Below are 17,936 nucleotides of genomic sequence, written 5' to 3'. Positions count from 1 at the left end.
CGGGGCCATTGCGTGACTCCAGCCGCAACGGGCTGAGGCGGCTCAGCGGGATCAGTTCTGTTGGATGGTCTTGGCGATCACGTCGACCGTGGCGCTCACCTGTTCCTGGTAGCGCTCGAGCTCCTGCTCGTGGCGCTTCTGCATCTCCAGCTGCTGCGAGCACAGGTTCATCGCCGCCAGTACCAGCAGACGCTCGCCGATCAGGGTCGGGAACTTCTTCTTGGTATCGGCCAGGGCGGCCTGGAGCATCTGCACCGCATCCATCAGGACCTGCTCCTGTCCGGCCGGCGCCTTGAGCGAATAGTCCTCGCCGAGGATCGAGACCACTCTCACTCCATCGCTGTGATGTCTCATGGATTGGCCGGGCTCGCAGTGACGCGCTCAACCAGGGCCTGGATGCGGGCAGCGGTGGCGCCGTGCTTCTCTTCCTGCTCCATCAGGTTCAGCTGCAGGCTTTCGTTCTCGTCCCTGGCCTGGGCCAGTTGTGCCTTGAGGGCTTCGTTAGTGCCGAGCAGCTCCTGGTTCTGTACCACCAGGTCACTGACCAGCTGTTCCAATTGGCTGAGGGATGCTTCCAACATTTTGATCTTCCGGGCTTTTTGCAAAGGGCGCGTACGATAAAGAAAAGTCACCCTGGATGCCAGGGTTATCCAGGCGCAAAGCCTTGATTTTACTGGCGATGACCCTTCCGCGAGAGCTGCTAGAGACTGTCATTCTCCCCTGGGGTTCCTGACCCCCGGTCGGAGACCAGGACTTTTCCCGAAAAATCGGACAAGCCAGTGGAAATTTCCGAAACCGCTTTTGGCGATTCAAGAAGCATTTTCCCCACGCGATAGCCAGGTACTCATCCATTTTCCCAAAGCGCCAACCGCGCTTCATACAGGTGAAAACAATGTCCCTGCGCACCATGAACATCGCCCCGCGGGCCTTCCTCGGGTTCGCCCTGATCGGCTGCCTGATGCTGTTTCTCGGCGTCTTTGCGCTGAACCAGATGGGCAAGATCCACGCGGCCACCGAGCTGATCACCCAAGACACCCTCCCCAGCATCAAGAGCGTCGATGACTTCACCCAGTTGAGCCTGCGCCTGCGGGTCAATGCTTATCGCCTGCTGGTCAATCGCGACGCCGAGGCCCAGCAAAGGGCACTGGAGACCATCGTCAAGCGCAACCAGGAGATCGACGATATCCGCCCGCGCTACGAAGCCCTGATCAGCCTCCCCGAAGAGCGTGCCGCCTACGCCGAATACATCAAGGCGCTGACCCATCACCGCCAACTGGAGAGCCAGTTGATCGAACTGTCGCGCAACGGCCAGCTGGAGGCCATGCAAGCGTTGCTCAACGAGCAATTGATGGACAGCGCCGAAGCGATCAACAGCACCCTCAACCGCCTGCTGGAGATCAATACCCGCTACTCCACCGCCGCCGCCGAGGAGGCGGCCAGGCAGTACCACAACGCCTTCGACCTGGTGGTGGCACTGCTGGTGCTGGCCAGCGGCCTGACCTTGCTGTTCGCCTGGTTGCTGACCCGTAGCATCACCCAGCCGATCGCCAAGGCCCTGGAAGCTGCCGAGGAAATCGCCGAGGGCAACCTGGCCCGCCCGGTCCAGGTCGATGGCAACGATGAGGCTGGCCGCCTGCTGCGGGCCATGGCCAAGATGCAGGAGAACCTGCGCACCACCCTGCAGCGCATCTCCGGCTCCGCCACCCAACTGGCCTCCGCGGCCGAGGAGCTCAACAGCGTCACCGAGGAAAGCGCCCGTGGCCTGACCCAGCAGAACAACGAGATCGAACAGGCCGCCACCGCGGTCACCGAAATGACCAGCGCCGTGGAGGAAGTGGCACGCAATGCCGTCAGCACTTCCGAGGCCTCGAAGAACGCCACCGCTTCGGCCGGCGACGGCCGCGACCTGGTGCAGGAAACCGTGGCCGCCATCGAACGCATGAGCAGCGACGTACAGGACACCGCCAGCCTGGTCGGCGACCTGGCCAATCAGTCCCGGGATATCGGCAAGGTCCTGGACGTGATCCGTGGCCTGGCCGACCAGACCAACCTGCTGGCCCTCAACGCCGCCATCGAGGCCGCCCGTGCCGGCGAGGCCGGACGCGGCTTCGCCGTGGTCGCCGACGAAGTCCGCGCCCTGGCCCACCGTACCCAACAGTCCACCAGCGAAATCGAACGCATGATCGGCAGCATCCAGAACGGCACCGAACAGGCCGTGGACTCCATGCGCAACAGCACCGAGCGCGCCGAATCGACCCTGAACATCGCCCGGGGCGCCGGCCTGTCCCTGGACACCATCAACAGCGCGATCATCCAGATCAACGAGCGCAACCTGGTGATCGCCAGCGCCGCCGAAGAGCAGGCCCAGGTAGCCCGGGAAGTGGATTGCAACCTGGTGAACATCCGTGATCTGTCGGTGCAGTCGGCCACCGGCGCCCACCAGACCAGCGCCGCCAGCAATGAACTGGCCAGCCTGGCCGTGGACCTGAACAGCCTGGTGGCGCGCTTCCGCCTCTGATCCGACGCCCTCGGCCCCACCCCTGTTTGCAGGCCGGGCCCGGAATGAACGACCAGCACAAGAGCCATCCGCGACACCCGCGCGAGACTGAAATCCACGACAGGACTCAAGACTTTAGTCGTACGACCGATAAGTCACGGTAGATCAGTCTCAAGCCCCGCATGGATGCGCTCTTCCTGGTACCTATCATGTCCCTTCGTAATATGAATATCGCTCCGCGGGCCTTCCTCGGTTTTGCCATGATCGGCGGCTTGATGCTGATCCTCGGGGTGTTCGCCCTGAACCAGATGAGCAAGATCCGTGGCGCCGCCGAAGACATCACCCTGAGCAGCGTGCCGAGCATCCAGAGCCTCGACGAGTTCACCCAGTTGACCCTGCGCCTGCGGGTGCTGTCCTATCGCCTGCTGGTGAACCGCGAGCCGGATGTCCAGCAAAAGACCATGGAGCTGCTGGATATGCGCAACCAGCAGATCCGCACGGCCCAGGCCACCTATGAAAAGCTCATCACCGGCCCGGCGGAAAAAGCCGCCTATGACCAGTACGTCCAGCTGCTGGGCCAGTACCGGCAGATCGAAGAGCGGATGAAGAGCCTGTCGCGCAACAACCAGGTGGATGAGTTGCGCAACCTGCTCAACTCCGAGTTGCTGAACAACTCCGAGGCGATCAACGCCGTGCTCAACCGCCTGATGGAGATCAACACCCAGCAGACAGTGGACACCAACCGCCAGGCCGCCGAGCAGTATTCGGCCGCGTTCAAGCTGGTGGTGGTCCTGCTGCTCCTGGCCACTGGCCTGACCTTGCTGTTCGCCTGGCTGCTGACCCGCAGCATCACCCAGCCGATCGCCAAGGCCCTGGAAGCCGCCGAGGAAATCGCCGAGGGCAACCTGACCCGCCCGGTCCAGGCCGACGGTAGCGACGAAGCCGGCCGCTTGCTGCGGGCCATGGCCAAGATGCAGGAAAAACTGCGCGACACCCTGCAGCGCATCTCCGGCTCCGCCACCCAACTGGCCTCCGCCGCCGAGGAACTCAACAGCGTCACCGAGGAAAGCGCTCGCGGCCTGACCCAGCAGAACAACGAGATCGAGCAGGCCGCCACCGCGGTCAACGAAATGACCAGCGCCGTGGAAGAGGTGGCGCGCAACGCCGTCAGCACTTCCGAAGCCTCGAAGAACGCCACCGCCTCGGCCGGCGACGGCCGCGACCTGGTACAGGAAACCGTGGCCGCCATCGAACGCATGAGCGGCGACGTGCAAGACACCGCCAGCCTGATCGGCGACCTGGCCAACGAATCCCGCGACATCGGCAAGGTCCTGGACGTGATCCGTGGCCTGGCCGACCAGACCAACCTGCTGGCCCTCAACGCCGCCATCGAGGCCGCCCGTGCCGGCGAGGCCGGACGTGGTTTTGCCGTGGTCGCCGACGAGGTCCGCGCCCTGGCTCATCGCACCCAGCAGTCCACCAGCGAAATCGAACGCATGATCGGCAGCATCCAGAACGGTACCGAACAGGCCGTGGACTCCATGCGCAACAGCACCGAGCGCGCCGAGTCGACCCTGAACATCGCCCGGGGCGCCGGCCTGTCCCTGGACACCATCAACAGCGCGATCATCGAAATCAACGAGCGCAACCTGGTGATCGCCAGCGCCGCCGAAGAGCAGGCCCAGGTGGCCCGGGAAGTGGACCGCAACCTGGTGAACATTCGCGACTTGTCGGTGCAATCGGCCACCGGCGCCAACCAGACCAGTGCAGCCAGCAACGAGCTGTCGCGCCTGGCCGTGGACCTCAACAGCATGGTCGCCCGCTTCAACCTCTGAAGGCCTTCGCAAACCCGGCCAAAGCCCCGACGGATACCGTCCGCCGGGGCCTGCGTCGCTGCCATGAAAAGCTTTTGACAGCGGCACATTTCAGCAGGTTAGAATCGATGGCACGCAGACTGCATGGTCAGTTCGCGCCCGCCTTTCCCGCTCTGGAGTACTGCCTTTGAATGCGACGACCATCAACAGCCTGTTCTTGATCGGCGCGTTGCTGGTAGGTGCGAGCATCCTGGTCAGTTCCCTCTCTTCCCGCCTGGGCATCCCGATCCTGGTGATCATCCTTGCCGTGGGCATGACCGCCGGCGTCGACGGCGGCGGGATCATCTTCGACAACTATCCGACCGCCTACCTGGTGGGCAACCTGGCCCTGGCAGTGATCCTCCTGGACGGCGGCTTGCGCACCCGGGTCGCGAGCTTTCGCGTGGCCCTGTGGCCGGCGCTGTCACTGGCCACGGTAGGAGTGCTGATCACCACCGGGCTGACCGGCATGGCCGCAGCCTGGCTGTTCGACCTCAACCTGATCCAGGGCTTGCTGATCGGCGCCATCGTCGGTTCCACCGACGCCGCGGCGGTGTTCTCGCTACTGGGAGGCAAGGGCCTCAACGAGCGGGTGACCGCGAGCCTGGAGATCGAGTCCGGCAGCAACGATCCGATGGCGGTGTTCCTCACCGTCACCCTGATCGACATGCTCGCCAATGGCCATACCGGCTTGCACTTCAGCCTGCTGGTGGAACTGATCCGCGAATTCGGCATTGGCGCGGTGATCGGCCTCGGCGGCGGCTGGCTGATGCTGCAACTGGTCAACCGCATCCACCTGGCCAATGGCCTGTACCCGATCCTGGTGATCGCCGGCGGGCTGGTGGTGTTCGCCCTGACCAACGCCCTGCATGGCAGCGGTTTCCTCGCGGTGTACCTGTGTGGCCTGGTGATCGGCAACCGCCCGGTACGCAGCCGCCACGGCATCCTGCACATGCTCGACGGCATGGCCTGGCTGGCGCAGATCGGCATGTTCCTGGTGCTGGGGCTGCTGGTCACTCCCCACGACCTGCTGCCCATCGCCCTGCCGGCCCTGGGCCTGGCGTTGTGGATGATCCTGTTCGCCCGGCCGTTGTCGGTGCTGGTGGGGCTGCTGCCATTCCGGGCCTTCCATGGCCGGGAAAAGGCCTTCATCTCCTGGGTCGGGCTGCGTGGCGCGGTACCGATCATTCTCGCGGTGTTCCCGCTGATGGCCGGCCTGCCCAACGCCCAGCTGTACTTCAACCTGGCGTTCTTCATCGTGCTGATCTCCCTGCTGCTGCAAGGCACCAGCCTGCCGTGGGTGGCCAAGTGGCTGAAGGTCACGGTGCCGCCGGAGCCGGCGCCGATTTCCCGTGCTGCCCTGGAAGTCCATGTCACCAGCGAGTGGGAACTGTTCGTCTACCGCCTGGGCGCGGAGAAGTGGTGCATCGGCGCGGCCCTGCGGGAATTGAAGATGCCCGAAGGCACGCGCATCGCCGCCCTGTTTCGCGGTCAGCAGTTGCTCCACCCGTCGGGTAGTACGGTGCTGGAGGCCGACGACCTGCTGTGCGTGATCGGCCATGAACACAACCTCCCGGCCCTGGGCAAACTCTTCAGCCAGGCCCCGGAACGCGGCCTGGACCTGCGCTTCTTCGGCGATTTCGTCCTCGAAGGCGATGCCCAACTGGGCGCGGTCTCGGCGCTCTACGGACTCAAGCTCGACGGCCAGGATGCGGACATGCCGCTGGCGGCATTCATCGCCCAGAAGGTCGGCGGTGCACCGGTGGTCGGCGACCAGGTGGAGTGGAACAACACCACCTGGACCGTCGCGGTGATGGACGGGAACAAGATCGGCAAAGTCGGCGTCAGATTCCCCGAAGGAAGTCGCCCCGGCCCCGGACTCTTCCTCTAAACTCGGAAACGCGTCAGATTCTTGCCGTCGCATTCCCCCTATTCCTACTTGCTTGCTCGATCGATCCCTATGCCGACCCTGCGTAAAATTTTCGCCATTGCCCTGCTGGGCCTGAGTCTCTCTGTCGGCGCCGCACAGGGCGGCGATCCGCCCAGCGCCGAGGCGGTCCAGCAAAGCCTGGACAAGATCGCCGAGCGCAAGCTGTCGGAAGTCGATCAGAAGGCCCTGCAGACCGTCTTGCAGAACACCCTGAACCAACTGGCCAACCTGCAGGACTACGAACAGCGCCTGCCGGAGCTCAAGCAGCAGTTGGCCAACGCTCCACGCCAGACCCTGGAAAACCAGCGCGAGCTGGCACGCCTCAAGGCCAGCAAGGTGGTGCCGGTGACCCAGCGCTATGCCACGCTGAGCGTGACGCAGCTGGAGCAACTGCTGGCCGAGCGCACCACCGCCCAGGGTGAACTGCAAAAAGCCCTGGCCCAGGCCAACAGCCTGACCATCAGCGCCCAGACCCGCCCCGAACGGGCCCAGGCCGAGATCAGCAACGGCCAGACGCGAATCCTGCAGATCAACACCATCCTCAAGGCGGGCAAGGACAACGGCAAGCTGCTGAGCAGCGACCAGCGCAACCTGCTCAATGCCGAGCTCGCGGCGATCAATGCCTTGATCCCGCTGCGTCGCCAGGAACTGGCAGGCAACAGCCAGTTGCAAGACCTGGGCAGCAGCCAGCACGACCTGCTGGTGGAAAAGATCGCGCGCCTGGAACAGGAAACCCAGGACCTGCAGACCCTGATCAACCAGAAGCGCCTGGCCCAGTCCCAGGAGACGGTCACCCAGCAGTCCATCGAAGCGCAGAAAGCCGGCGGCAGCAGCCTGTTGGCCACCGAGAGCGCCATCAATCTCGAAGCCTCCGACTACCTGCTGCACTTCACCGACCAACTCAACGAACAGACCCAGCGCAACCTGCAGACCAAGCAGCAACTGGACAACGTGACCCAGGTCGCCGCGGCGCTGGACGAGCAGATCAGCGTGCTCAAGGGCAGCCTGTTGCTGTCCAAGATCCTCTACAAGCAGAAACAGGCCCTGCCGCGGCTCAAGGTCGACCGCGACCTGGCGAACAATATCGCCGATATCCGCCTCTACCAGTTCGAGGTCAGCCAGCAGCGCGAGCTGCTCAGCAGCCCCACCGCCTACGTCGACAACCTGCTCAAGAACCAGCCGCCCGAGCAGGTCACCCCGCAGTTGCGCAAGACCCTGCTGGAACTGGCCAATACCCGGGTCGACCTGCTGGACCGCCTGAACCGCGAGTTGAGCGCGCTGCTCAATGAATCCATCACCCTGCAGCTGAACCAGAAGCAGCTGCTCAGCACCACCCAAACCCTGCGGGCGACCCTCGACGAGCAGATGTTCTGGATCCCCAGCAACAAGCCACTGGACACTGCATGGCTGCGCCAGGTGCCCGATCGCTTGCAGTACCAGGTCACCACCTTGCCCTGGGCCTCGAGCTTCAGCGAGCTGATCGACGCGCTGGTGCAGCAGCCCTTGCTGTTCCTGCCCCTGCTACTGTTGATCGGCGCCCTGCTGTGGCGACGCAAGAGCCTGTATGCGCGCCTGAGCAAGGTGCACAAGGATATCGGCCACTTCAAACGTGATAGCCAGTGGCACACGCCCCTGGCGATCCTGGTCAACGTCCTGCTGGCGATGCCCCTGGCCCTGGGCCTGGCGCTGTGCGGCTATGCCCTGCAGATCGATGCCCGGGGACAGAACGCCACCCTGGGCGCAGCGCTGCTGCAGATCGCCCAGGCCTGGCTGGTGTTCTACACCGCCTATCGGATCCTGGCCCCCGGCGGCGTGGCCGAACTGCACTTTCGCTGGGAGAAACCCCAGGTGGAGTTCCTGCGTGGCTGGATCCGCCGCCTGGGCCTGGTGGTCCTGGCCCTGGTGGCGGTGGTCACGGTGGCCGAGTTGCAACCCGCGGCCCTGGCCGAGGATGTACTGGGCATCGCCGTGGTGCTGACCTGCTATGCCCTGATGGCCTGGCTGCTCAGTCGCCTGCTGCTCAGCAGCCCGACCCACGAGAACGCCTCGCTGTTCCGCAAGGCCGTGGGCTTGCTGTTCACCCTGCTGCCGATCGCCTTGTTCATCGCCGTGTGCTTCGGCTTCTACTACACCGCCCTGAAGCTCAGCGATCGCCTGATCAACACCCTGTACCTCTTGATGCTGTGGCTGGTGGTCGAGGCCACCTTCGTGCGCGGCCTGGCCGTCGCGGCGCGGCGCCTGGCCTACCAGCGCGCCTTGAGCAAGCGCCAGGCGGCCAAGGAGGCCGGTGAAAGCGGCGAAGCGGTGGTCGAAGAGCCGACCATGGACATCGAGAAGGTCAACGAACAGTCCCTGCGCCTGATCCGCCTGGCCCTGCTGGGTGGCTTCATGGTGGCCCTGTACTGGGTCTGGGCCGACCTGATCTCGGTGTTCTCCTACCTGGACCGGGTGACCCTCTACGAGTACACCAGCGGCACCGGCGCCAACATGAGCATGGTGCCCATCAGCATCGGCGACTTGCTCGGCGCGCTGATCATCGTCGGCATCACCTTCGCCCTGGCGCGCAACTTGCCGGGCCTGCTGGAAGTATTGGTGCTGTCCAAGCTGAACCTGGCCCAGGGCAGTGCCTACGCCACCACCACCTTGCTCTCCTATGCCATCGCCGGGGTCGGCTTCGTCACCACCCTGTCGACTCTCGGCGTCAGCTGGGACAAGCTGCAATGGCTGGTGGCCGCGCTATCGGTAGGCCTGGGTTTCGGCATGCAGGCGATCTTCGCCAACTTCATTTCCGGCATCATCATCCTGTTCGAGCGCCCGGTGCGGATCGGCGACACCATCACCATCGGCAACCTGTCGGGCACCGTGAGCCGGATCCGCATCCGCGCCACCACCATCACCGACTTCGACCGCAAGGACATCATCGTCCCGAACCAGACCTTCATCACCGGGCAACTGATCAACTGGTCGCTGACCGACACCATCACCCGCGTGACCCTGAAACTCGGCGTCGACTACGGTTCGGACCTGGACCTGGTCAAGGAACTGCTGCTCAAGGCCGCCCGGGAGAACCCACGGGTACTCAAGGAACCGGAACCCCAGGTGTACTTCCTCAGTTTCGGCGAGAGCACCCTGGATCACGAACTGCGCATGCACGTGCGCGAACTGGGCGACCGCAACCCGGTGATCGACGAGGTCAACCGCTTCATCAGCCGCGAGTTCAAGAAGCAGCACATCAACATCTCGTTCCGGCAGATGGAGGTCTATCTCAAGAACCTCCAAGGCCAGGAGTACAAGATGGTGCCCATCGGCCCGGAGAAACCCCAGGACCCGCCAGCGCCGGAAAAGCCAGCACCCTAACGCCCGGCGAACTCGACGCGAACGGCTTTGCCCAGCAGAATACTCGGACATTCTGCTGGGAGATGGCCGTTGAAAGCCCTCGACGAACTGACCTTCGACAATCGCTTCGCCCGCCTGGGCGACGCCTTCTCGACCCATGTGCTGCCCGAGCCCCTGGACAACCCGCGCCTGGTGGTGGCCAGCCCGGCAGCCATGGCCCTGCTGGACCTGGACCCCGCCGTCGCCGAAAGCCCGGTATTCGCCGAGCTGTTCGGCGGGCACAAGCTGTGGTCCGAGGCCGAACCCCGGGCGATGATCTATTCCGGGCACCAGTTCGGCTCCTATAACCCCCAGCTGGGAGATGGTCGCGGCTTGCTGCTAGGGGAAGTACGCAACGCAGCCGGCCAATACTGGGACCTGCACCTGAAGGGCGCCGGCCAGACGCCCTACTCGCGCATGGGCGATGGCCGCGCGGTGCTGCGCTCGTCGATCCGCGAGTTCCTTGCTTCCGAGGCCCTGCATGCCCTGGGCATTCCCAGTAGCCGGGCGCTGTGCGTGATCGGCTCGGACACCCCGGTGTGGCGCGAGAAGCAGGAGCGCGGCGCCATGGTCCTGCGCCTGGCGCCCAGTCATGTTCGCTTCGGGCATTTCGAATACTTCTACTACACGCGCAAGTCCGAACAGCACACCCAGCTGGCGGAGCACGTACTGGCCCAGCACTTTCCCGACTGCCGGGACCAGCCCCAGCCCTACCTGGCGATGTTTCGCGAGATCGTCGAGCGCAATGCCGAGCTGATCGCCAAATGGCAGGCCTATGGCTTCTGCCACGGCGTGATGAACACCGACAACATGTCGATCCTGGGCATCACCTTCGACTTCGGTCCCTTCGCCTTCCTCGACGACTTCGACGCCCACTTCATCTGCAACCACTCCGATGACCAGGGTCGCTACTCCTTCAGCAACCAGGTGCCCATCGGCCAATGGAACCTCAGCGCCCTGGCCCAGGCCCTGACCCCACTGATTGCGGTCGAGGACCTGCGTGAAACGCTGGGCCTGTTCCTGCCGTTGTACCAGGCCCACTACCTGGACCTGATGCGCCGGCGCCTGGGCCTGACCCATGCCGAGGACGCCGACCAGCAACTGGTGGAACGGCTGCTGCAACTGATGCAGGGCAGCGCCGTGGACTACAGCCTGTTCTTCCGCCGCCTGGGGGACATGGCGCCGGAGCTGGCCGTGGCGCAGCTGCGTGACGACTTCGTCGATCTCAAGGGCTTCGATGCCTGGGCCGAGGCGTACGTGGCACGGGTGGACCGCGATCCGCAGCAGGGCCAGGAACAGCGCCGGGTGCGCATGCACGCCGTCAATCCGCTGTATGTCTTGCGCAACTACCTGGCGCAACAGGCCATCGAAGCCGCGGAATCGGGCGACTACAGCGAAGTCCGGCGTCTGCACCAGGTGCTGAGCCGGCCGTTCGAAGAGCAGGCCGGCATGGACAGCTACGCCAAGCGGCCGCCGGACTGGGGCAAGCACCTGGAAATCAGCTGTTCGTCCTGAGTCAGGCGAACACTTCCATCGCCACCTTGAAGCGCTCGGACAGCCAGCGCACCTGCCGCAGGTTGAGCTGGCGCTTGCCACTCAGCACTTCGGAAACCACCGATTGCGCCCCGACCCCGGGCAAGTCGCTCTGGGTCAGGCCGTGCTCGTGCATCAACGAGCGCAAGACCTCCACGCCACTGACGGGAGGTATCGGCCGATGCTCTTCGTCATAGGCCTCGATCCAATCACCGATGATGTCCACCAGTGAGGCCAGCGGATGAGCCTCATCCTCGCCCATGATGTCCAGCAATTCATCCAGGGCCAGGGCCAGAGCATCGTAATCGGCCTCGGTCCTGGGCTTGCGCAGCAGCGGCGCGACGAATTGCCAGTGCTCCGCCGCCTGGCTGACCAGTATGCTCATTCTATTTCCTCCTTCCACAGCCCCTTGTCGTAGCTGGCGTGGTCCAGTACATGCCTGATGTAGAGCCGCTGGACTCCATAGCGCACCAGTGCGATCAACCGCAGTTTGTTGCCGCCGATGTCGAAGACATGGAAGCGCCCGACCTTATCGACCGCCGGAAACAACGCCTTCATATCGGAAAAGTCCTCTGGCCTGGCGCCCTTGGCCTTGCGATACCAGGTATCCAGCGCTCGTGCGGTCTGCGGCCACTGCTCCTTGGCCTGCCAGATACGTTTTGCGGTGATGATATGCATGCAACCTCCCTATCGCATGTTGCTATCGAGGCTAATCAGCAAATCCGACCATAGCAATACGCTATGCAGTCGGTCGGACCGACGGTCCGCCTTCTGGCAAGACTAGAGATTGCGCAGCACCGACTGCCCGCCGATATGTGAGCGGATGCAACCACCGGCCCGGCGGCTTGATAAATCCGCGCCACGACTCCAGATAGATGCCATTGGCCACTGACCCGGAGCCCCCATGACCGCCCCATTGCTGATCCCCTGCCCGCACTGCAACGGCCTCAACCGCATCCCCGCCGAGCGCCTGGGCGACCATCCCAGGTGCGGGCGCTGCAAGGCCGAGGTGTTGCTGGACAAACCCTTTGACTTGCAACAGGGCGATTACGCCAGCCAGGTCAAGGGCGACCTGCCGTTGCTGGTGGATGTGTGGGCAGACTGGTGCGGGCCGTGCAAATCCTTTGCGCCGACCTTCCAGCAGGCCGCCGCGCAACTGAGCGGTAAATGCCGCCTGGCCAAGCTCGACAGCGAAGCCAACCAGCAGCTTTCGGCACAGTTGGGCATTCGTTCGATTCCAAGCCTGATCCTGTTCAGGAATGGCCGGGAAGTGGCCCGGCAAAGCGGCGCCCTGCCCTTGCCGCAGTTGATCGGCTGGTTGCGCAGCCAGGGGATTTGAGATGACGCCATGAAGCGCAGGTCATGCCCTGCGCCCATGGCAACTTGAAACTCAGGCGTTTTCCAGCAGGTTGTGCAGGTCGACGAACTGCTGGGTCAGCTTGTGCCGTGGGTCGAGATGGATCAGCGGCAGGCTGGCCTGGTGGGATTCACGCATGCGCACCGAGCTGGCCAGGTACACCGGCAACACCGGCAGGCCTTCGCCAATCAGCTCGTCGAGCATCTGTTGCGGCAGGCTGGCCCGGGCCTGGAACTGGTTGACCACGATACCCTCGACCTCGAGCTCTTCGTTGTGGTCCTCCTTCAACTCTTCGATCTCGGCCAGCAGGCCGTACAGGGCCTGGCGGGAAAAACTGTCGCAGTCGAAGGGAATCAGCACACGATCGGCCGCGATCAACGCCGATACCGCATAGAAGTTCAGGGCTGGCGGGGTATCGAGGTAGATCCGTTCGTAATCCTCGGACAACTCGTCGAGCAATTTGCGCAGCTTGTTGATCTTGTGCTTGGCCTCCAGCTTGGGCTGCAGATCCGCCAGTTCCGCCGTGGCGGTCACCACATGCAGGTTGTCGAACGGCGTCTCGTAGATGTCCACCTGGTTCTTCCTGGAGAACGGCCCGGAAGACAGGGTCTGCTTGAAGAAGTCGGCGATGCCCATGGGAATGTCCTCGCCGGTCAGGCCGGTAAGGTACTGGGTCGAGTTGGCCTGGGCATCGAGGTCCACCAGCAAGGTGCGATACCCCTCGCTGGCGCTGACCGCCGCCAGATTGCAGGCAATGCTCGACTTGCCCACGCCACCTTTCTGATTGAACACCACGCGCCGCATAGCTAGACCTCCGTGTATCAAAGATCACCGAGTGTAGTAGCCGACGCCGCCCCTTAGCTACCTCGGCAACACAAGTTCGGCCGGCTATCCCGGGACCGGTCGGCTACTGCGCCAGCCCCGCTGCCAGGCGCCTGCACAAGGCCCTGGCAGCCGATGGTGGCGAAGGGGCTTTCGCCCCACGGCAGATTCTTCTCATTTGCGACCAGCAGCCCATCCGCTATTTGCTACATGACTGTTGCACCGGGATAATGCGCGCCACTGGCGCTTACGCGTCATCCTGGCCAGGCGCCACCCCCAGCGCCGCACCACGTCAAGAAAGCCCGCAGGGGCGGGATGAAACCAAGTGATCAAGTTCAATATCGCTCAATGGCGTGCGTGGGCCCCTGGGCTCGAGGGCGTGGACGCCTGGCAGGCCTGGTGCCAGCAGCCGGCCCTGCCGGCCAGCAGCGATAGCGCTCCGGACGTTTCCTTCCTGCCCGCCATGCAGCGCCGCCGCCTCAGCCGCCTGGCCCGCATGGCCTTCAGCGTTGGCTGGCCCCTGGCCGAGGGCCTCGAGCGCCTGCCCCTGGTGTTCATTTCCCGCCATGGCGAAACCCCGCGAACCCTGGAGATCCTCAGCGACCTGGCCGCCGAGCAACCGTTGTCGCCCACCCAGTTCAGTCTCTCGGTGCACAACGCGGTGATCGGCCTGTGGTCCATCATGCGGGGCGAGACCAGCGAGATGACCGCCCTGGCCGCGGCCGGGGACGGCCTGGAGCACGGCATGCTGGAAGCTGCGGCGCTGTTGGCCGACGGCGCGCCCCACGTACTGCTGGTGATCACCGAGGAGCAGCCACCCCAGGCCTACGCCGACTGGATCGACGATGTGCCCTTTCCCTATGCCCTGGGCCTGCTGCTGACCCCAGGCGAGGAATGGCAACTGTCCCTGGATGGCACCGGCAGCCAGCCCCAGGCTCCAACCCAATGGCCCCACGCCCTGAACCTGTTGCGTACCCTGCTCGGGCCGCAACCTTATTGCCAACATGCCTGGATGAATCGCACATGGACCTGGCAACGCAACCAGTGAAGACCAAGGGGCGCGATGCCTATTACTGGCGCCTGGTGGCCACGGCGCTGAGCTTTGCAGTGTTCGGAATAGGTGGTTTGTGCCTGCGCCTGGTGATCTTCCCGCTGCTGGCCTGCCTGCCCGGAGATGCCCTGCGCCAGCGGTTGCGGGCGCGCAAGACCATCAGCCGGCTGTTCTGGCTGTTCATCCGCTGGATGGCCAGGTGCGGCGTACTCACCTACGAGGTCCAGGGCGCCGGGCAACTGGGGCGCCCGGGCCAGATGATCATCGCCAACCACCCGTCGCTGATCGACGTGGTGTTCCTGATCGGCCTGGTGCGCGACGCCAACTGCGTGGTCAAGGACAGCCTGTGGAACAACCCCTTCACCCGTGGCCCGGTGCGCGCGGCCCAGTACATCAGCAACGACGGCAGCCTGGAGATGCTCGAGAACGCCTGCGGGGCTCTGCACGAAGGCCAGACGCTGATCGTCTTTCCCGAGGGCACCCGCACCCTTCCTGGCGCAGCGCCGGCCTTTCATCGGGGAGCCGCGGCGATCGCCCTGCGCGGTGCCAAGCTCATCACTCCAGTGGTGATCCGGGTCAGCCCCAGCACGCTGACCAAGGCCGAGCCCTGGTACCGGATCCCGCAACGCCGGGTGCACTTCAGTTTTCACGTCGGTGCCGATATAGACCCACAGACCTTTGCCGCCCAGGGCCCGGCGCCCCAGGCTTCGCGCAAGCTCAATGAGCACTTGCACAACTATTTCACCAAGGAGCTCGCCAAAGATGAGCGATACGCACCCGGACCTGATGCTTGAAATCAAACTGCTGATCATCGATGCCCTGGGCCTGGAAGACATCAGCGCCCAGGACATCGGCGACCAGCAGACACTGTTCGGCGAAGGCCTCGGCCTGGACTCGGTGGACGCCCTGGAACTGGGCCTGGCGATCCAGAAGAAGTACGGCATCAAGATCGACGCCGACGCCAAGGACACCCGCAATCACTTCAGCAACGTGGCGAGCCTCGCGGCCTTCGTCAGCGCAAAACAGGCAGCTTGAGAACCGACCATGCAAACCCGTGACGACATCTTCAATACCCTGCGCGATGCCCTGGTCGAACTCTTCGAAGTGGAGCCGTCGAGCATCAGCCTGGACTCCAACCTGTACCAGGACCTGGAAATCGACAGCATCGACGCCGTCGACCTGATCGACCACATCAAGCGCCAGACCGGCAAGAAAATCGCCGCCGAGGAGTTCAAGTCGGTACGTACCGTCAACGACGTGGTCGAGGCGGTCTATCGTCTGGTCCAGCCGGCCGCATGAACCGCCTGATCGGCCTGGGCTTGTTGCTGGCCGGCCTGCTTTATCCCTTCGCCGTGTACTTCGGCATGGAGCACTTCGCGCCATGGCAATTCGGCCTGTTGCTGGGCAGCCTGTGGCTGGTCCGGGCACTGACCGGTGAGCGTCGTCCCGGCAGCCTGTGGATGGCCGGTGCCGCGCTCATCTTCTGCCTGTTGCTGGCCTGGTTCGACCGCCCGGGGCTACTGCGCTGGTACCCGGTGCTGATCAGCGCCTGCATGCTGGGGGTGTTCGGCCTGAGCCTCAAGTACGGCCCGCCAGTGGCCGAGCGCCTGGCCCGCCTCAGCGAGCCGGAGCTGCCGCCACAGGCCATACGCTACACCCGCCAGGTGACTATCGCCTGGAGTCTGTTCTTCCTCTGCAATGGCCTGATCGCCGCCGCGCTGACACTCTGGGCGCCGCTGGACTGGTGGATGCTGTACAACGGCCTGATCGCCTACGGGCTGATGGGCTTGCTGTTCGCCATCGAATGGCTGTTGCGCCAACGGGTAAGAGGCCGTAGATGAACTGGATTCCCCTTGAGCAGCTCTTGCTCGAGACACAAGGGCCACGGTTGGCCGGCGCCCATCCCGATATCGACCTTGCGGCCCTGCAGGCCCGGGCCCTTGGCCTGGCCGCGACCCTCCGGGAGCTGCACGTCGAGCGCGTGGCGATCCACCTGGAAGATGCCATGGAACTGGCGGTGGCCCTGCTCGGAGCCTGGCGTGCCGGGGCCAGCGTGCTGCTGCCCGCCGATCTGCAAGCCCAGACCCGCCAGCGCTGGGCGACGGAGGTCGACTTGTGGCTGACCGACCAGGACCCGCCACTGCCGGCAACCGCGACCGCCCCCCTGGCGGCGGCCGAACTGGACCTGGACACCTGCCGCCTGAGCCTGTGCACCTCCGGTTCCAGCGGCGAACCCAAGCGCATCGACAAGCGACTGCGCCAGCTGGCCAATGAAGTACAGGCCCTGGAGCAGCTCTGGGGCCACGACCTGGGCCCGGCCTGGATCATCGGCAGCGTCGCCACCCAGCACATCTATGGCCTGCTGTTCCGGGTGCTCTGGCCGCTGTGCGCCGGTCGCCCGTTCCTGCGGCGCCAACTGGCGTTCCCCGAAGACCTGCAACGGGCCAGCCGCGAATGCCCGGCATTCGCCTGGGTGGCCAGCCCGGCACTGCTCAAGCGCATGGGCGACAACCTCGACTGGCCGGCCCTGAGCCAGGTCCGGCGGGTATTTTCTTCCGGCGGCGCCTTGCCCGCGCCCGCCGCCGAGAGCTTGCAGCAGCGCCTGGGGCAATGGCCCACGGAGATCCTCGGCAGCTCCGAGACCGGCGGGATCGCCTGGCGCCAGGGCGCGACACTGTGGCAACCCTTCGCCGATGTGCAACTGGGCCAGGATGCCGACGGCGCGCTGTTGATCGCCTCGCCCTACCTGCCGGCCGGACACGTGGAACACAGTGCCGATGCCGTGCGGATCGCCACCGACGGTCGCTTCGAACTGCTGGGGCGCCTGGACCGCATCGTCAAGCTGGAAGAAAAACGCATCTCCCTGCCCATGCTGGAGCAGGCCCTGGAAAGCCACGCCTGGGTCGCCGAGGCCCGCCTTGGGGTGATCGAGGAGAACCGTGCCTACCTGGGCGCCCTGCTGGTGCTCGACGAAGCCGGCCTGCATGTACTGCGCAACCAGGGCCGGCGCCACCTGGTCCAGGCCCTGCGCCAGCACCTGGCCCAGCATTGCGAGGCCCTGGCCCTGCCCCGGCGCTGGCGCCTGCTGCGCCAGTTGCCGCTCACCGCCCAGGGCAAGCTGCCCCAGGCCCAGGTCCAGGCCCTGCTCCAGGCACCGCGCCCGCGGGAGCCGGAAGTCCTGGCCCAATTGCAGCAGGACGACGAGTGGCAGCTGCAACTGGCGATCCCCCCGGACCTGGCCTATTTCAGCGGGCACTTTCCCCAGGCGCCGATCCTTCCCGGGGTGGTGCAGGTGGACTGGGCCCTGGCCCTCGGCCAGCGCCTGCTGGAACTGCCGGGCCGTTTCGCCGGGATGGAAGTGCTGAAGTTCCAGCAACTGATACGCCCCGGCGATCGCATCCAGTTGAACCTGCGCTTCGACACCCAGCGCCAGAAGCTGTACTTCGCCTACCTCAATGCCGGGGCTGCCTGTTCCAGCGGCCGTATCCTGCTGGAGGACAGCTGTGGATAAGTTGCCC

Annotated in this window: 17 protein-coding genes and 2 pseudogenes; 14 read left to right on the top strand and 5 right to left on the bottom strand. The window is 64.7% G+C overall.

Annotation, left to right across the window (positions count from 1 at the left end; translation table 11 throughout):
* Positions 1 to 51: 51 nt before the first annotated feature.
* Positions 52 to 354 carry a cell division protein ZapA gene (locus tag C4K40_RS02475; RefSeq protein WP_031320336.1) on the bottom strand — a complete coding sequence of 101 codons (303 nt, stop codon included), beginning with the start codon at positions 352 to 354 and terminating at the stop codon, positions 52 to 54.
* On the bottom strand, positions 351 to 581 hold the full coding sequence (locus tag C4K40_RS02470) for a hypothetical protein (RefSeq protein ID WP_022640306.1): 231 nt from the start codon (positions 579 to 581) through the stop codon (positions 351 to 353). Before C4K40_RS02470 ends, C4K40_RS02475 begins: the two co-directional genes overlap by 4 nt.
* Before the next feature lie 311 nt (positions 582 to 892).
* Between C4K40_RS02470 and C4K40_RS32150 the strand changes: the two are divergent.
* The 7 genes and pseudogenes from C4K40_RS32150 to selO form a co-directional block, all read left to right on the top strand.
* Positions 893 to 1,663: pseudogene (locus C4K40_RS32150) on the top strand (MCP four helix bundle domain-containing protein); the annotation flags it as partial.
* Positions 1,646 to 2,518, top strand: a complete 873-nt coding sequence (locus tag C4K40_RS32145; RefSeq protein ID WP_372238138.1) for a methyl-accepting chemotaxis protein — start codon at positions 1,646 to 1,648, stop codon at positions 2,516 to 2,518. The pseudogene C4K40_RS32150 and the gene C4K40_RS32145, both read left to right, overlap by 18 nt.
* A gap of 161 nt (positions 2,519 to 2,679) precedes the next feature.
* Positions 2,680 to 3,477 (top strand): annotated as a pseudogene (locus C4K40_RS32140) (MCP four helix bundle domain-containing protein); the annotation flags it as partial.
* Complete coding sequence (locus tag C4K40_RS32135; protein WP_371857916.1) at positions 3,460 to 4,332, top strand: methyl-accepting chemotaxis protein; 873 nt, start codon at positions 3,460 to 3,462, stop codon at positions 4,330 to 4,332. The pseudogene C4K40_RS32140 and the gene C4K40_RS32135, both read left to right, overlap by 18 nt.
* Before the next feature lie 166 nt (positions 4,333 to 4,498).
* A complete protein-coding gene (locus C4K40_RS02455; RefSeq protein WP_022640303.1) occupies positions 4,499 to 6,241 on the top strand; it encodes a potassium/proton antiporter in 1,743 nt (580 codons plus the stop codon).
* Positions 6,242 to 6,310: 69 nt separating this feature from the next.
* The gene (gene mscK, locus C4K40_RS02450; protein WP_022640302.1) at positions 6,311 to 9,637 is read left to right on the top strand and encodes a mechanosensitive channel MscK; all 3,327 of its coding nucleotides are present in this window, start codon (positions 6,311 to 6,313) and stop codon (positions 9,635 to 9,637) included.
* A 69-nt stretch (positions 9,638 to 9,706) separates the two neighbouring features.
* Complete coding sequence (gene selO / locus C4K40_RS02445) at positions 9,707 to 11,170, top strand: protein adenylyltransferase SelO (protein ID WP_053132430.1); 1,464 nt, start codon at positions 9,707 to 9,709, stop codon at positions 11,168 to 11,170.
* A gap of 1 nt (position 11,171) precedes the next feature.
* Here selO and C4K40_RS02440 read toward each other — a convergent pair whose 3' ends face one another.
* Entirely contained in the window at positions 11,172 to 11,573 is a 402-nt protein-coding gene (locus tag C4K40_RS02440; RefSeq protein WP_022640300.1) for a type II toxin-antitoxin system HigA family antitoxin, read from the bottom strand.
* On the bottom strand, positions 11,570 to 11,866 hold the full coding sequence (locus C4K40_RS02435; RefSeq protein ID WP_022640299.1) for a type II toxin-antitoxin system HigB family toxin: 297 nt from the start codon (positions 11,864 to 11,866) through the stop codon (positions 11,570 to 11,572). The genes C4K40_RS02440 and C4K40_RS02435 overlap by 4 nt, the downstream gene beginning before the upstream one ends.
* 226 nt (positions 11,867 to 12,092) lie before the next feature.
* Here C4K40_RS02435 and trxC point away from each other — a divergent pair, with 226 nt between their 5' ends.
* Entirely contained in the window at positions 12,093 to 12,527 is a 435-nt protein-coding gene (gene trxC, locus C4K40_RS02430; protein WP_022640298.1) for a thioredoxin TrxC, read from the top strand.
* Positions 12,528 to 12,578: 51 nt separating this feature from the next.
* Here the strand turns inward: trxC and C4K40_RS02425 are convergent, their stop codons facing one another.
* Entirely contained in the window at positions 12,579 to 13,349 is a 771-nt protein-coding gene (locus tag C4K40_RS02425) for a ParA family protein (protein WP_022640297.1), read from the bottom strand.
* A 343-nt stretch (positions 13,350 to 13,692) separates the two neighbouring features.
* On the opposite strand from C4K40_RS02425, the gene C4K40_RS02420 reads away from it, so the two are divergent.
* From C4K40_RS02420 to C4K40_RS02395, 6 genes are read left to right on the top strand one after another with little or no spacing between them, the layout of a single operon-like run.
* Positions 13,693 to 14,415, top strand: coding sequence for a beta-ketoacyl synthase chain length factor (locus tag C4K40_RS02420; protein WP_053132432.1), 723 nt, complete (start codon positions 13,693 to 13,695; stop codon positions 14,413 to 14,415).
* Positions 14,391 to 15,212, top strand: a complete 822-nt coding sequence (locus C4K40_RS02415) for a 1-acyl-sn-glycerol-3-phosphate acyltransferase (protein WP_053132435.1) — start codon at positions 14,391 to 14,393, stop codon at positions 15,210 to 15,212. The genes C4K40_RS02420 and C4K40_RS02415 overlap by 25 nt, the downstream gene beginning before the upstream one ends.
* On the top strand, positions 15,181 to 15,453 hold the full coding sequence (locus C4K40_RS02410; RefSeq protein ID WP_022640294.1) for a phosphopantetheine-binding protein: 273 nt from the start codon (positions 15,181 to 15,183) through the stop codon (positions 15,451 to 15,453). The genes C4K40_RS02415 and C4K40_RS02410 overlap by 32 nt, the downstream gene beginning before the upstream one ends.
* A gap of 9 nt (positions 15,454 to 15,462) precedes the next feature.
* Positions 15,463 to 15,717, top strand: coding sequence for an acyl carrier protein (locus C4K40_RS02405; RefSeq protein WP_022640293.1), 255 nt, complete (start codon positions 15,463 to 15,465; stop codon positions 15,715 to 15,717).
* Positions 15,714 to 16,259, top strand: coding sequence for a hypothetical protein (locus C4K40_RS02400; protein WP_053132437.1), 546 nt, complete (start codon positions 15,714 to 15,716; stop codon positions 16,257 to 16,259). The genes C4K40_RS02405 and C4K40_RS02400 overlap by 4 nt, the downstream gene beginning before the upstream one ends.
* Positions 16,256 to 17,929 carry an AMP-binding protein gene (locus tag C4K40_RS02395; protein WP_053132439.1) on the top strand — a complete coding sequence of 558 codons (1,674 nt, stop codon included), beginning with the start codon at positions 16,256 to 16,258 and terminating at the stop codon, positions 17,927 to 17,929. The genes C4K40_RS02400 and C4K40_RS02395 overlap by 4 nt, the downstream gene beginning before the upstream one ends.
* Positions 17,930 to 17,936 lie beyond the last annotated feature (7 nt).

Origin of the sequence: Pseudomonas sp. CMR5c (assembly GCF_003850545.1) — a bacterium.
In the GTDB taxonomy this organism is placed as follows: domain Bacteria; phylum Pseudomonadota; class Gammaproteobacteria; order Pseudomonadales; family Pseudomonadaceae; genus Aquipseudomonas; species Aquipseudomonas piscis.
The sequence above is the reverse complement of the archived record's forward strand: the minus strand, read 5'-3'. Positions and strand labels throughout refer to the sequence as shown.

Excerpts from the sequence above, each read along its gene's own strand:
- C4K40_RS02475 (WP_031320336.1), bottom strand. The coding sequence starts at position 354 with ATGAGACATCACAGCGATGGAGTGAGAGTGGTCTCGATCCTCGGCGAG.
- C4K40_RS02470 (WP_022640306.1), bottom strand. The coding sequence starts at position 581 with ATGTTGGAAGCATCCCTCAGCCAATTGGAACAGCTGGTCAGTGACCTG.
- C4K40_RS32145 (WP_372238138.1), top strand. The coding sequence starts at position 1,646 with ATGGCCAAGATGCAGGAGAACCTGCGCACCACCCTGCAGCGCATCTCC.
- C4K40_RS32135 (WP_371857916.1), top strand. The coding sequence starts at position 3,460 with ATGGCCAAGATGCAGGAAAAACTGCGCGACACCCTGCAGCGCATCTCC.
- mscK (WP_022640302.1), top strand. The coding sequence starts at position 6,311 with ATGCCGACCCTGCGTAAAATTTTCGCCATTGCCCTGCTGGGCCTGAGT.
- C4K40_RS02440 (WP_022640300.1), bottom strand. The coding sequence starts at position 11,573 with ATGAGCATACTGGTCAGCCAGGCGGCGGAGCACTGGCAATTCGTCGCG.
- C4K40_RS02435 (WP_022640299.1), bottom strand. The coding sequence starts at position 11,866 with ATGCATATCATCACCGCAAAACGTATCTGGCAGGCCAAGGAGCAGTGG.
- trxC (WP_022640298.1), top strand. The coding sequence starts at position 12,093 with ATGACCGCCCCATTGCTGATCCCCTGCCCGCACTGCAACGGCCTCAAC.
- C4K40_RS02425 (WP_022640297.1), bottom strand. The coding sequence starts at position 13,349 with ATGCGGCGCGTGGTGTTCAATCAGAAAGGTGGCGTGGGCAAGTCGAGC.
- C4K40_RS02415 (WP_053132435.1), top strand. The coding sequence starts at position 14,391 with ATGGACCTGGCAACGCAACCAGTGAAGACCAAGGGGCGCGATGCCTAT.
- C4K40_RS02410 (WP_022640294.1), top strand. The coding sequence starts at position 15,181 with ATGAGCGATACGCACCCGGACCTGATGCTTGAAATCAAACTGCTGATC.
- C4K40_RS02405 (WP_022640293.1), top strand. The coding sequence starts at position 15,463 with ATGCAAACCCGTGACGACATCTTCAATACCCTGCGCGATGCCCTGGTC.
- C4K40_RS02400 (WP_053132437.1), top strand. The coding sequence starts at position 15,714 with ATGAACCGCCTGATCGGCCTGGGCTTGTTGCTGGCCGGCCTGCTTTAT.
- C4K40_RS02395 (WP_053132439.1), top strand. The coding sequence starts at position 16,256 with ATGAACTGGATTCCCCTTGAGCAGCTCTTGCTCGAGACACAAGGGCCA.